We start from the raw sequence: 13,141 nt of genomic DNA, 5'->3' as shown, positions 1-13,141 counted from the left end.
TACAAAAAAGAAAAGAGTTTTTCAAGGTAATCCTATCTAAGAGTTTGTTCTCTTTACTTCTATTTCTATAGTAGAAACATTCCTGGAGCGTCCATCTTGTGATTGCATCTGTTCTGAACCTATCTTGATGTTTCCTACGGCATAGCCGGCATTTTCTGTTTTTCGTGCAATGATTTGCGCTACATCAACTGCATGACCGATACTAAGCCCTCTTGCCTTGATTGATATTTTTGGTTGGTTTGCCAACTGTATGAGCGCAGACGTAACGTATGACATCAGTGGCTTTTTTCCAATGTAGATAATGTCTCTAGATTCGGACATGGGCTAACTATCATTTGGGATAATTTAAATCTAAGAATGAAAAATTCGAGGCAATGAAGTTTTTACTAGCATTAATTTTCGCATTAATAATCATAGGAGTAGATTCTGCATATGGTTATGAAGAAGTTTCTACGTCAGACTTTAAGATAGTAAATTCCCTTGGAGAGGAGATAAGATCTCCTGTGGTTGACCAACAACTCAACTTACAAACATCATTAAAAAATTCGAGTGAAAAAAATATTGACTGGGCATACATAGTTCAAGTAATTAGTTCGGATGGAGTTATTGTTGATCTTAATTACGCTACAGGATCCCTAGTGAAGAACCAAACTCTTGCAGCATCACTTTCATGGACTCCAAGTGAAAAGGGAAATTATAAAATCGAAATATTTGTGTGGGACAATCTTCGTGACATCAATCCTCTAGCTCCAATGTCAACACAGTCAGTGACAGTAACCTAAAGTGAACTGGAGGATCTGGAGCCTAAGAAACCTACGATAAATCCATTCATATAGCAAAACCTTACAGAGTAATGAAAATTATGTCCATTCCCAATTTCTTATTTGAATAACAAGAGACCAGATCTGTTAGATTATGATATAATTAAAATCAGGAAAATTGTATTGCGTTAATTATCAAAGAACTGGTAGCAGATCTATGATCATCCATTGCACTGACAACCAAGTTAGATAAATCCATTTTACCAGTTGGTGTTATGTGAAATGTGACATATACAAATGGTTGTTCTATTTTATATTCAGCAATAACATTACCTAAAAGGTTGTGAGGATCAACTAGATAGAGATGGTGGTTCATAGGATACGATATTGAAGTATCACCGATGTTTGATAAATCCGTACCCTGCATATTCATGTAAAGGGAGACTGACTTGATAGTGGCAGGACCTTCATTGTCAAATATCTTAAGAGTGATCGTAGATGATTTTCCTATTGGAAGAATCTGTGGTACTGGTATTTGTTGAGAAAACTTTGAAATGTCAATCGTGTTTCCGTTGATTGTAAGTCCGTCGGCATACTTTAACAATTTCCCACTGCCAAACGAAGGAGGATTAGAATATGCTGCATATGCTGGCATGTTTTGTCCTGCAATAGCTGAAGATAACAGAATAATAGCGATAAGAGATGTCAATTTCATGAATTTTTTGTGCATGTCAGTTGTAACGGCTTTACCATAATAAAGTACAGATATGATTATCATTATTGATTTTTAGCTACAAAACTCCCTTCATAATTTTCATGTTATTGAATTTATTGCAATTATCAATTAGATCAAGATGTCACTTGACTCCATTTATGCTCAATTCTAATCTCCTCCAAAGTTTTAATCAATCATCCTTTCATACATATCTAAAGGTGTTCAAGTGATCAAGACTTCAAAGCGTATAGCTGAAATGTTACTTGACATAAAAGCAGTAACTTTTAGTTTTACAAAACCTTACTTGTACACTTTTGTTTCCGGTATCAAAGGACCCATGTATTGTGATAATAGACGATTGATAAGTTATCCAAATAAAAGACGAGTGGTTGTTAGTAGCGTAGTTAAGATTGCTAAAAAACTGGATTTTGATATCGTTGGAGGAGTATCAACAGCAGGGATTCCATGGGCTGCGCTAATTGCCGAACGACTCAACAAGCCCATGATATACATAAGACCTGAGGCCAAGAGTTACGGTAAAAAAAGACAGATAGAAGGAGATATGAAAAAGGGTGACAGAATTTTAGTAATTGAAGATCTTGTAAGTACTGGCAATAGCGCAATATCTGCAATCAAGGCGGTAAGAAGAAATGGAGGAAAGGTAAGTGATTGCATATTTATTTTCACCTACGATCTTGATGCTGCAAAGAAGAATTTTCAGAGAATCAGATGTAAAATGCACCCATTACTCATATTTCCTGATCTTATTGAAGTTGCAGTGACAAGAAATTACATCAGCAAGAAAGAAAAAGAAGAGCTACTAAAATGGCATAAAGATCCCAAGAAATATTGGACATCAATTTGATCTGGCAATTATAAAACATTGATTGGAAATAAGATGGTCTAAACTCACTAAATAGAGTTCTAGGAGGCTAGAGGTTTGTCAAAAAACAAATCAGTGGTGGAAAAAATTGTTGGACTATGACCTGTTTGAAATCAATGATAAAGTGGACCGGGTGGGATTTGAACCCACGATCTCACCCATGCCAAGGGCGTATCCTACTAGGCTAGACGACCGGCCCATGTTCAACCAGAATATTGTATCTGATTTGCATTAACTTTTTTTGAGAGGTTATTAACGTTTAGTGTAAGTCTAGAACATAATGAAAAATAATAACATAAGATATTTAACCACCTAAATCAAAATCTCCGCGTGGTCGTAGACAGCAAAGCAATAATTTCATACATACAAATTCAGAAAGAAGATTTAGCGGTTTTCAGATTCAAACCAAAAGATGGAGGTGAAGTTCCACAATACAAGGCAGGACAATTCCTTACACTTGGAGCACATGTGCCATCAGAGAATAAAGTAATTCGCAGAGCATATTCAATTGCCTCGAATCCAGAAAATAGAAACTATATTGAATTATACATTAGATGGGTAAGAAAGCCTCTTCCAGGTCGTCTTACTACAGTATTATTTAGCGCAAAAGAAGGAGATGAGATAATTTGGTTAAAGCCTACTGGTCCATTTACAATAGAAGAAAAGATGCCAAATGGCGAACCAGATAATAGAAGAATAGTTTGTCTTGGAGGAGGTACAGGTCTTGCACCGTTTCTTAGCTATGCTAGACACCTTCACGCAGTAGGAAGCAATAGAGAGATCGTAGTATTTCATGGTGCAAGTTATGTTGATGAATTAGGATATAGAGATGAATTAACAAAACTTGAAGAAGAAAGTCTTGATAGAGGTAGAGACAAGTGGAATTTCAGATATAGAGCTACAATCAGCAGACCAGATGAATGGTTCAACAGAACATGGAATGGTCACAAAGGTAGAGTAGAGAGTTTCTTACAGTCAAAAGATGGAGAAATGTCACCTCTTGAAAAAATGGTTGGTGAAAAAGTTACAAAAGAAAATACAGTTTTCTTTATTTGTGGCTGGCAGGGAACTATAGATGGATGCCTAGATGTATTGACTCCAAAGGGCTTTGTTACTGAAAGAAACAAGAGAGCAGACAAGAGCTTTGAAATAAAATACGAGTCATACGGATAATTCTTTGAAAGAGTAATATTCTATTGCAATAGCGATTCTTACAGGGACGTAGGTTAGCTTGGTAGACTGCCAGCCTCGGGCGCTGGATGTCGTGGGTTCAAGTCCCATCGTCCCTATATCTGTGAAATTTTAGCACGACTGCAAATAAATGATGTAAATATAACACGAAAATAGAGAAACCTATTGACAGTTGCAATATATCTTGCACATTTGAATCCAGTTACCAAAGCACATGTAGAGATAATCAAAGAATTAAAGAATGAAGAGCAAGTGAGAATTTTACCAGTCATTTTCATGAAAGATGGAAACGAGATAAACAGTAGAAGTTTTCCATTCAGTTACGAACTAAGAAAAAAAATGTTAAAAGCAGTATTTGGTGAAAGTGTGGAGGTTGCGTCAGATTATACATTTTATTCCCCATTTGCAAAATACATGCCACCAATGTTATCACCATATTCCTGGAAGATTAAAAAGCAGATTTTAGAAGGGGTAAAGACAGACTATTTTACATACACCGGAGACAAAGCTGAAGGATTTGTACTCAGATTATACGGATTAAATCCCAGAATAGGTAAAAGAAAGGAGACATCAGCATCATCTGTGAAGCAGAAAATGTTTGATTCAGCAATGGGTGAAGATACAGATTGGGAAGATTATGTAGAACCCAGTGTAGTCAAGATAATACACGATAATTGGGATGTAGTGAAAAAGTTTGCAAATGCCCAGGATCTTACATATAGAATACTAGGAATGAAGTTTCCAAGTACAGGATTTTGGTAGAAATAGATTAATTATAGACAAGCTCGGTTTTTCACTATGAAATCTTTTACCCCAAAGTTTGTGTGGTTTGATGGAAAAATAATCAAGGATGAAGATGCAAAGGTGCCAGTCATGACACATGCCATACATTATGGCACATCAGTTTTTGAGGGATTACGTGGATATTGGAATTCAAAGAACTTGAATATCTTTAGACTACAGGATCATATCAAAAGATTCAGAAATTCAGGCAAGGTTTACTCAATATCATTAAAGTTTACAGATAAAGAAATAGCTGATGCGATAATTCAGATTTGTAAGAAAAATAATGTTAGAGAATCATGCTACATAAGACCATTTTATTTTGTAGGCAGACATGGTATCAACCTGCATGTTACTGAAGATACCCCAACACATGCTGCAATAGTTATGTTTCCTTTTGGAGAATTATTTAACAGAAATGGAATAAAAGCTGGAATATCTTCATGGAGGAGAATTAATGATGTATCAACACCACCACTTGCAAAAATGGGTGGAAATTATCTTAATTCAATATTAGCAACACAAGAATCAAAGAGAAATGGATATGATGAAGCGATATTGTTAGATTATTTAGGGAACATAAGTGAAGCACCTGGAGAAAACATTTTCATTGTACGAGACAAGAAATTGTTAACCCCACCACCAAGCTCATCCGCATTAGAGGGAATAACAAAAGATTCAGTAGTAAAGATAGCAGAAAATTTAGGATATCAGGTAGTGGAGCGTGAAATTCCAAGAACAGAGATCTATTTTGCTGATGAGGTATTTCTTACAGGAACTGCAGCAGAGATAACACCTGTTATTTCCATAGATGGTAAAAAAATTGGAGAGGGAATAGTAGGAAAGACAACAGACAATATCAGAAAAATATACTCGGACATTACAATGGGCAAGAATAAAAAATACTCAAGATGGATCACACCGGTGTATTAGAATGAATATAATTCAAATAGGAACAGGTGGGTTTGGCAAGAATCATGCAAGAATCCTTTCCCAGTTTGGAGTTTTATCAGCCATATGTGACGCAGATGAATCACGAGCAGAAGATTTTGGGAAAAAATATTCTGTGAACCATTATTCATCTCTTGATTCACTTATGAATTCTGAGAAATTTGATGCAGCATTTGTCTGCACTCCTACTTCTACTCATTTTGATCTTGCAAAGAAACTCTTAGAACATAAAAAAAATGTCTTTGTTGAAAAACCAATGACATATCTCTCAAGAGAAGGGGAAGATCTTCTTAAATTAGCAAAGAAAAACAAAGTCATACTCACAAGTGGGTACATAGAGAGATTCAATCCTGCAGTTTCACTTGTTAAAGAATATGTCAAGACAAAAAAATATGGAGAATTGATAATGCTAGAGTTTCATCGTGAAAACAGAATGCCAAATCACATAAAGGATGTAGGGATAATCTATGATACCTCTGTTCATGACATAGATACTGCGATGTGGTTGTTTGATGATGTTCCAGAAGTAGTGTTTGCCAGATCTGGAAAGATAAGACATGAGCATGAAGATTTTGCAACAATTATGCTTGGTTTCAAAGACAATAGGGTTGCCATAATATCATCAAATTGGATAACGCCCATACGTGTGAGAAAATTTAATGCAGTGTGTGGAGATGCAATAATTTCTTCAGATTTCATAACACAAGAAGTGAAAATTGAAACCAGTTTAGGTGCAGAGATACCTCGAAAAGAGATGGAAGAGCCTTTGCTTTTAGAGATAAAGAATTTCATATCTGCAATAGAGGGTAAAGACAACATCAGAGTAAAAGCAGAAGATGCAGTCAACACTACAAAGATTGCAGAAGCGGCACTTTTATCTAGTCAAAAGGGAACCCCAGTGTATCTAGATCTGAAATGAACAGAAAATTAATGAATATACTTGCATGTCCCATAGACAAACATTCCCCATTGGAGTTGATAGAGTTATCCTCTAATGGAGATGTGATTGCAGAGGGCATCATATTTTGTTCTAAATGTTCCAGATATTATCCAATACTAGAAGAGATTCCGGTGATGTTACCAGATGAGCTGCGTGAAAAAAATCAAGATATTGAATTTTTGAATAAATACAAAACCATTCTTCCCGACAAGATCATTGCAAAAGGCTTGCCGTGGCATTTGTGATGAAAATGGTAACAAATTTTATTTCTGAAAAGGCAAAACTTGGAAAGGATGTTAGGATATGGCATTTTGCATATGTGGGCGACAATACAGAAATTGGAGACAATGTCAAAATAGGCTCTCTTGCACATATTGATTACAACGTAAAGATAGGAGAAAATACAATGATTGAGGGCCTTGTTTACATACCACCACTATCAAGAATCGGAAAGAATGTCTTCATTGGACCAGCTGCTACATTGACTAATGATCCTTATCCAGCTAGCAAAAAAATGATAGGGGTAATCATAGAGGATGGAGTAGTCATAGGTTCAAGAGCAGTAATAAAGGCAGGAGTCAGAATAGGAAAGAATAGCGTAATAGCAATGGGAGCAGTTGTAACAAGAGATATTCCTGAAAATTGTGTAGCAGTAGGAGTTCCTGCCAAGGTGAAATATTCAAGAGAGGAATATGACAAGAAGAAGAAGAACTGGGAAGACAGTTAACGATTGATTTGCCTGTGAAATATCCAATTCTTTATTTTTGACATTATCAAAATCCAAATAATTACAAGCATAATTGCGATTCCCGCTTTTACAGAAGAATCCACTATGGAATCTAGTTTGCCAAACCCATGTATTGAGATGTGTGCAATTATTGGTACAACTATAGCACCTCCTGCAATTATCAATATCCACATTACGAATATGTAAAAGAAAATCAAAGATCCTTTCATAGCTTAATTTCCATCATAAAAGATGTTATTATTGCAAGTGCTGCAGAAAATAGCGACAATTTGAATATAACAAACCCCACTTGTTTTTCGGTAAGAGGGCCATTTGCAAGAATCAATCTCACAAGAGTTACAGGAGCAGATTTATCGTCACTGGCCATGAGCTTAAAGTCTGCAGTATGAACTACCGGTTTTGCTTTTATCTGTCTGTGTTCTATTATTCTCTTTACACTTGAGAGAAATAGGAAAGAGTTTATCACAGCAGGAAGAAGAGCAATTGCTGCAATAATTTCCACATGACCTACAATGGATATCACACCATACATTGCACCAAGGGTCAAAGCACCAGAATCTCCTGGAAATATTTTACTTGGAACTTTGTGATATTTGTAGAATGCCAATGAAACAAAACCAAGAGGCAGACTGGCCAGTGCAATGTCATAATTTTGTACGATTACAAGACAAATAGTAAGAGCAAAACTTGCGATAGTCATAAATCCGCTTGCAACGCCATTTAATACGTCAATAGAGTTTATGGTGTTTCCCATAACAGGAATCATGATTACTATTAATCCAAGATATAGTTCTGGGATCTTGACTGAACCAAATAGTGGAAAGGCAAGATGTGGTGGAACATATGCACCAAGCAAGATAATGGGAAGTGCAGATACAGCAAGTGCAAGAGGCTTAAACCATCCACCAAGTACTTTTCTATCATCCGCAAGCCCAACAAGAAAGGCAAGTGAAGTTGTAGATATTATTGCAAGAATTGAAGCAGAAGGAAAAAACCCATACAAAGTAAACTCTGAAGCCAATATACCTACAAGAATAGATGGACCACCCGGTCTTGCGACCATTGTTGCAGTCTCCTTATTGTAGTCCTTTACAGTCATGTTTTTCTTATTAAGAAGAGAAATCAGTCGAGGAGTTGTTCCATAAACAACAACAAATGCAATTGCAGAGATTAATACCGCTACAACTGTTTTGTCTAACATCATCTTATCTTTTTTAGATGTGTCTTTATGTTTTCTGCAATAACTGGCCCTATCTTGTCCATTTTTGCAAGTTTTTCAACAGGTATTGATGCTAGATCAGCTGTTGTTTTAATGCCATTTTTGAACAAGAGTCTGGCTCGTATTCTACCAATCCCCTTTATTCTTACTAGATCAATAAGTTCTTCCTTTATTCCATACAATATTCTAGATCGTAAGACATCAAGTTCAGGTAGCAGGCTGTCTTTTCTTTCCAATTTTGCAATTTCATAAAGTGCATGAATGAGCCAATCTGATGTTTCAACCATTCTGTGCATATCCCCAGACTCTATGCCGTAATTATCAGAAAGAGAAATTTCATTTGATTCATCAATCCAAGCACGTAGAGCAAGAAGACTACGATTACAATCATATTCTGATATATGCTCTATTAGCTCATCTGCATGATTTTCAATCAGAGTTCCTATGTATTCATAGTCTTTATTACGTAATGAGAATTTTGGAAAAAAATCTTCTGAGCTTGTAATTAGATGTAATAGACCAAGAGTATGTCCAGATGTAGAAATTTTCTCTAGAGATTTTTTGAATAGCACTGCAGTAAGAGGATCTATATACAAAGTAGAAGTTTTTTTACCAAAATCTGTTGCAATGTATCTATTTCCTTTTTGTTGTACAAGACCTTCTGATTCTAGATATCTCAACGATATTTGTATATGAAATTTCATAGTTGATTTTCTTTCCTGAGATCCAGATAGTGTTTTTGAAAAGAAATCTATGATATCTTCACCTTTAATGCCAGGACTTGTAGATACAAAACTCAGAAGATGAATTCGTAGTGCTTTGTCTCCTGTGAGCTTTGATAGTATTGGTTCAGGAGTTCCGTTGATGTAATAGTCAAAGATTTCCTCACCATTTGAATTGCTGACAATTATCGCTTCCCCATATTTGTCATACTGTGGCCTTCCTGCTCTACCACATAGTTGCTTGTACTCTAATATGCTGATTGGTTTGTTTGCTCCGTATTTTGCGTCATATCGAGTAACATTTGATATAACTACTCTTCTAGCGGGAAGGTTTACTCCCGCAGCAAGTGTTGGAGTAGACGCTAAAATTTTGATTCTCTTATTTCGAAATTCAGATTCCACCACATCTCTACAATTTGGATTAAGACCAGCATGATGAAACGCTACTCCATTTTTAATTAGACCAGCAAGTGTTTTGACAAGATCAGTATGTTCATTATCATCTAAAATTTTTTGTGATGTTTCTGCAAGTTGTTCTTTTTCTTCATTTTGTAGTATCTTTGATACTGCTTCAGACGCTTTTGTAGCAAGGGCTACAGAGCGTGCCCGGGTTTCTGCAAACAATATTGCTTGCCCTCCATTTTTTAATGAATCCAACCCTAAGTCTACTGGGGGTCCTCGTATGCTTGTTTTTATTTCAAATGTTTTATTATCTTGCATGGTTACTATGCCTTGATCATAGACTCCCTCGAATAATGGCACTGGTCTCCATTCGCTATGAACCAGTTTACATTCTAACCAATCAGCAATCTCGTCAGCGTTAGTGACAGTTGCACTCAAAGCAAGTATTTGCGGCTTTGATGGCAGTAGTTTTAATTTTGTAAGTACAATTTCCAAAGTTGGGCCTCTATCATCATCACCGAGAAGATGTACTTCATCTGCAATTACAAGACTTATTTCGTCTACCCATTCAGCTCCTTGTCGTATGATAGAATCCATTTTCTCATTAGTCAATACCAATATGTCATTATTTCCTAGATTTCTGTCAGACACATCAAAGTCTCCAGTAGATATTTGAATTTTCACATTCTTTCCAAGATCAATAGATGTTAGTTTTTTGAATTCATTAAATTTTTCAGATGCCAGAGCTTTTAGTGGACTAAGATAGACAATTTTTCCTCTCTTCTCAGATAGATTTTTTATTATTGCAAGAATCGCAATTAGTGTCTTACCACTAGCAGTAGGCGCTGAAACCAGAATATTTTTTCCTTCAAGCAATCCTGCTTTTACTGTCTTTTCTTGTGGTTGATACAGGCTCACGTAGCCCTGTATTTTCAAGAACTCAATTACAGAAGTAGGAATATCTAGTTGCTCTATTTTCATACACGGTTATAATGACCAGGTTTGGATTCATAAATAGCTGACTCTCTTTGCAACTTTTTAAGATATTTTCTTGCTTCATCTTCTGTAAATTTACCAGTCTTGGCAAGTTCTTTAACAAATGCTTTTTCTTCTACAGGTCTCTTTTCATCTCCTTCAAGGGATCTCATAACATCCATGAACAGTTGCATTTTTGATACTTCACTGTGGGGTCGTCCTTGGAGAACCCCAAGATCGACCTTACCAGTATTAACATCAACCCCGGCATCTTGTAACATACTCTGCATAAGAAAAATAGATCTTTCTGCATCTTCTGCATCAACTTGAGTTTTCATTAACAATCTAGCTCTTGCAGTGGCTAATCTCACAAGTCCTTCTAGTTGTCTTGGTGTTACAGTAATCATTCCTTCAGATTCTACATTTCTCATTGTCATATAGTAGTTGAGTATAAGATCTTCTGCTTCTGGAGTTAGATTTGGATCATATCTTTTTGCATATGACAAATATTTTGTTAGAATATCAACATCAATGAGCGATTTTGTATCAACACCAGTTGTATGATGCAAATTCAGGATGTGTCTGGCAATTCTGGTATCTCTTTCTTTTGATGGAATATCTCGTACAACAAAAATTAAATCAAAACGTGTCAAGAGAGGAACCGGAAGATTGACATTTTCAGTTATATTCTTGAATGGATCATATTTTCCAAACATCGGGTTAGCTGCTGCTAAAATTGAGGTTCTAGCATTTAATGTTGCAACAATTCCACCCTTTGCAATGCTTACAGATTGCTGCTCCATTGTTTCATGTAAAGCACTTCGATCTTCTGGTTTCATTTTATCAAACTCATCTATACAGACAAGTCCCTGATCTCCTAATACGACTGCACCTGCCTCTAACATCATTATACCAATTTTATCTCGTACTACTGCTGCAGTAAGTCCTGCTGCCGTAGAACCTCTTCCAGATGTATACAATCCCCTTGGTGCAATTCTTGCACAGAACTTGAGCATTTCACTTTTTGCAGTACCAGGATCACCTACCAAAAATACATTGATGTCACCACGAATTTTAGCTCCATCTGCAAGTATTTTTTGTGTTGAACCAACGATCAACAACAAGATTGCTTCTTTGATGATATCATGTCCACTAACATGTGGTGCAAAGGAAGCCACAAGTCTGTCATAAATATCAGGATTTTTAACAAGAGATTTTATTATTCTCTCTTCGTCTGGAGAGATCTCTTCTCGCTCTGTACTTCTAGATGTTTTATTTCCACGCCCACGATGAAATTCAATGTTATTTCCTTGAACACGTAGTCTATAGATACCACTTTTTCCTCGCATAGATGGGATATGTTCTTGTTCAATTCTCACAATCCCAGTCAATATGATACGATCACCTGGTCTTGCATTGTCAACTAAATCTTGTAGAACTGTAACATCCAGATAATGTGGTAGTTGACCTGGCGGTAGATCTTCTGGCAATTCTTGCAATCTAACCATTTGGAAATCGATAAACTTACTTTGTTCAGGGCTTATCTCTAGATCTCGGTGAGTACATTTTCCATTATCACATTTTAATGGTTCTTTGAATTCTAATCCTTTTTCTTGAATTCTGACAGTTTTATGATTATCAGGACAATAGTATACTAGTTCTTTTGCTAGAGGTTTAATTTCAGAAGATCGTACTACCATTCCAGACACACTAATTACTTTACCAATTACTTCGGCATTCACTTCACGTAAGCTTCTCTGTGACGGATAATTGGAGATTCTTACACGTATATCATGACGAATCTTTTCTGCATACTGTGGAAACCTTTCTTTTAGGACATCTTTTATTGCACCTCCAAAAGCTCTGAGTATTTCATCAGGATCAATGGTAAACATAGATTCTATCTCAGGATATGAAACTAGATCATTATAATCAACAACAATATATTGTGTTTTTTTTGCCATCATTTGATCTATTTCATCAACATACTTGTAAGATCCAGATTTGTCTTTGAATTGACTAAGAAAATCTTTTACTTGATCTTGCAGTTTACTTTTAGAGATAGATTCAGACTGTGCAGTCATTTTTTATCTCCAATTATCTGTTTTTTAAATTCAGAGCTATTATTATGAATATAATCAAATAATGCTCTTTCCTCTATTGTTAATTTTTTAGCCAGATCAGCTGTCATCTTTGACGAATCTGCCAATCGGATTATCTTTCCTTGTCTTTTACGAATCAGAGAATTTAACATGCTTTCTATTTTATCACGATCATCTTGTGGTAGTCTCTTGGTGAACGAATTTACTTTAATGTAAAAATCTAGTTCTAGTGTAGCTAGATCAAAATCTCCTTGTACATTCTCTTTCATGACTGCTTGTTTTAGTGCTACAATCATATCATTATCTTGAACTTCAACGAGCTTTTCCGTAGAGAGTACTTCGGCTATCCACCTGGGGATGCTCAATATTTCCCCCTGTTTAGATTCCATAGATACTAATGGAGCTTCTATTTTCAAATCATGACTAAAATTCACCTTAACATCCTGTAGGCGATATCCCATACTATGTACTTGGATTAATTCAGAGACATGCAATTTACTCGATCCTCCTATGACCTTCTAAAGGGATCGATCGATCAATTCTGTTAACCATTTTGTTTGATCATTTGATCCATCTTTTATCCGTACAAATTTCTTCCTATTTGCATATACTGACGTATGTTCAATTTGACCTAATGTAATCATACAAAAATTAACTTTTTTTCATTCATAATAGCAAGGTCATATCAGAATACCCTAGCTACTATACATTGGAAGGTAGATCCTCAAACTTAATTTTATTAGTAAGTG

15 protein-coding genes and 2 tRNA genes are annotated in these 13,141 nt (G+C 35.8%); 9 read left to right on the top strand and 8 right to left on the bottom strand.

Features of this window, described 5'->3' with window-relative positions:
- Nucleotides 1-36: 36 nt before the first annotated feature.
- The gene (locus NSIN_RS03205) at nt 37-321 is read right to left on the bottom strand and encodes a DNA-binding protein (RefSeq protein WP_101009361.1); all 285 of its coding nucleotides are present in this window, start codon (nt 319-321) and stop codon (nt 37-39) included.
- Nucleotides 322-374: 53 nt separating this feature from the next.
- On the opposite strand from NSIN_RS03205, the gene NSIN_RS03200 reads away from it, so the two are divergent.
- Nucleotides 375-782: a hypothetical protein gene (locus tag NSIN_RS03200; RefSeq protein ID WP_101009360.1), complete on the top strand. Its 408-nt coding sequence runs from the start codon at nt 375-377 to the stop codon at nt 780-782.
- A 148-nt stretch (nt 783-930) separates the two neighbouring features.
- On the opposite strand, the gene NSIN_RS03195 is transcribed toward NSIN_RS03200, so the two are convergent.
- A complete protein-coding gene (locus tag NSIN_RS03195) occupies nt 931-1,539 on the bottom strand; it encodes a hypothetical protein (RefSeq protein ID WP_101009359.1) in 609 nt (202 codons plus the stop codon).
- Nucleotides 1,540-1,702: 163 nt separating this feature from the next.
- Between NSIN_RS03195 and pyrE the strand changes: the two genes are divergently transcribed.
- A complete protein-coding gene (pyrE, locus tag NSIN_RS03190; protein ID WP_245871889.1) occupies nt 1,703-2,341 on the top strand; it encodes an orotate phosphoribosyltransferase in 639 nt (212 codons plus the stop codon).
- 143 nt (nt 2,342-2,484) lie between these two features.
- Here the strand turns inward: pyrE and NSIN_RS03185 are convergent.
- A tRNA-Ala gene (locus NSIN_RS03185) sits at nt 2,485-2,558 on the bottom strand.
- A gap of 131 nt (nt 2,559-2,689) precedes the next feature.
- Between NSIN_RS03185 and NSIN_RS03180 the strand changes: the two genes are divergently transcribed.
- From NSIN_RS03180 to NSIN_RS03150, 7 genes are all read left to right on the top strand, one after another.
- Nucleotides 2,690-3,532 (top strand): FAD-binding oxidoreductase, encoded by an 843-nt coding sequence (locus NSIN_RS03180; RefSeq protein ID WP_101009357.1) that lies wholly within the window; start codon nt 2,690-2,692, stop codon nt 3,530-3,532.
- A 42-nt stretch (nt 3,533-3,574) separates the two neighbouring features.
- A tRNA-Pro gene (locus tag NSIN_RS03175) sits at nt 3,575-3,648 on the top strand.
- Nucleotides 3,649-3,715: 67 nt separating this feature from the next.
- Nucleotides 3,716-4,312: a hypothetical protein gene (locus tag NSIN_RS03170; RefSeq protein WP_101009356.1), complete on the top strand. Its 597-nt coding sequence runs from the start codon at nt 3,716-3,718 to the stop codon at nt 4,310-4,312.
- A gap of 36 nt (nt 4,313-4,348) precedes the next feature.
- On the top strand, nt 4,349-5,266 hold the full coding sequence (locus tag NSIN_RS03165; protein ID WP_101009355.1) for a branched-chain amino acid transaminase: 918 nt from the start codon (nt 4,349-4,351) through the stop codon (nt 5,264-5,266).
- A 1-nt stretch (nt 5,267) separates the two neighbouring features.
- Entirely contained in the window at nt 5,268-6,203 is a 936-nt protein-coding gene (locus tag NSIN_RS03160) for a Gfo/Idh/MocA family protein (protein ID WP_101009354.1), read from the top strand.
- On the top strand, nt 6,200-6,469 hold the full coding sequence (locus tag NSIN_RS03155; protein ID WP_101009353.1) for a Trm112 family protein: 270 nt from the start codon (nt 6,200-6,202) through the stop codon (nt 6,467-6,469). The genes NSIN_RS03160 and NSIN_RS03155 overlap by 4 nt, the downstream gene beginning before the upstream one ends.
- Before the next feature lie 5 nt (nt 6,470-6,474).
- Complete coding sequence (locus tag NSIN_RS03150; RefSeq protein WP_101010010.1) at nt 6,475-6,951, top strand: acyltransferase; 477 nt, start codon at nt 6,475-6,477, stop codon at nt 6,949-6,951.
- On the opposite strand, the gene NSIN_RS03145 is transcribed toward NSIN_RS03150, so the two are convergent.
- The 5 genes from NSIN_RS03145 to NSIN_RS03125 are packed head-to-tail and all read right to left on the bottom strand — an operon-like array spanning nt 6,948 to nt 12,757.
- Nucleotides 6,948-7,181 carry a hypothetical protein gene (locus tag NSIN_RS03145; RefSeq protein WP_101009352.1) on the bottom strand — a complete coding sequence of 78 codons (234 nt, stop codon included), beginning with the start codon at nt 7,179-7,181 and terminating at the stop codon, nt 6,948-6,950. The genes NSIN_RS03150 and NSIN_RS03145 overlap by 4 nt on opposite strands.
- Entirely contained in the window at nt 7,178-8,173 is a 996-nt protein-coding gene (locus NSIN_RS03140) for an MraY family glycosyltransferase (protein WP_101010008.1), read from the bottom strand. The genes NSIN_RS03145 and NSIN_RS03140 overlap by 4 nt, the downstream gene beginning before the upstream one ends.
- The gene (locus NSIN_RS03135) at nt 8,173-10,296 is read right to left on the bottom strand and encodes a DEAD/DEAH box helicase (RefSeq protein WP_101009351.1); all 2,124 of its coding nucleotides are present in this window, start codon (nt 10,294-10,296) and stop codon (nt 8,173-8,175) included. The genes NSIN_RS03140 and NSIN_RS03135 overlap by 1 nt, the downstream gene beginning before the upstream one ends.
- Nucleotides 10,293-12,374 carry a minichromosome maintenance protein MCM gene (locus NSIN_RS03130; RefSeq protein WP_101009350.1) on the bottom strand — a complete coding sequence of 694 codons (2,082 nt, stop codon included), beginning with the start codon at nt 12,372-12,374 and terminating at the stop codon, nt 10,293-10,295. Before NSIN_RS03130 ends, NSIN_RS03135 begins: the two co-directional genes overlap by 4 nt.
- Nucleotides 12,371-12,757 (bottom strand): DNA replication complex GINS family protein, encoded by a 387-nt coding sequence (locus tag NSIN_RS03125; protein WP_245871888.1) that lies wholly within the window; start codon nt 12,755-12,757, stop codon nt 12,371-12,373. The genes NSIN_RS03130 and NSIN_RS03125 overlap by 4 nt, the downstream gene beginning before the upstream one ends.
- Nucleotides 12,758-13,141: the final 384 nt, after the last annotated feature.

It is taken from the genome of Candidatus Nitrosotalea sinensis (genome assembly GCF_900143675.1).
GTDB lineage: Archaea > Thermoproteota > Nitrososphaeria > Nitrososphaerales > Nitrosopumilaceae > Nitrosotalea > Nitrosotalea sinensis.
The sequence above is the reverse complement of the archived record's forward strand: the minus strand, read 5'-3'. Positions and strand labels throughout refer to the sequence as shown.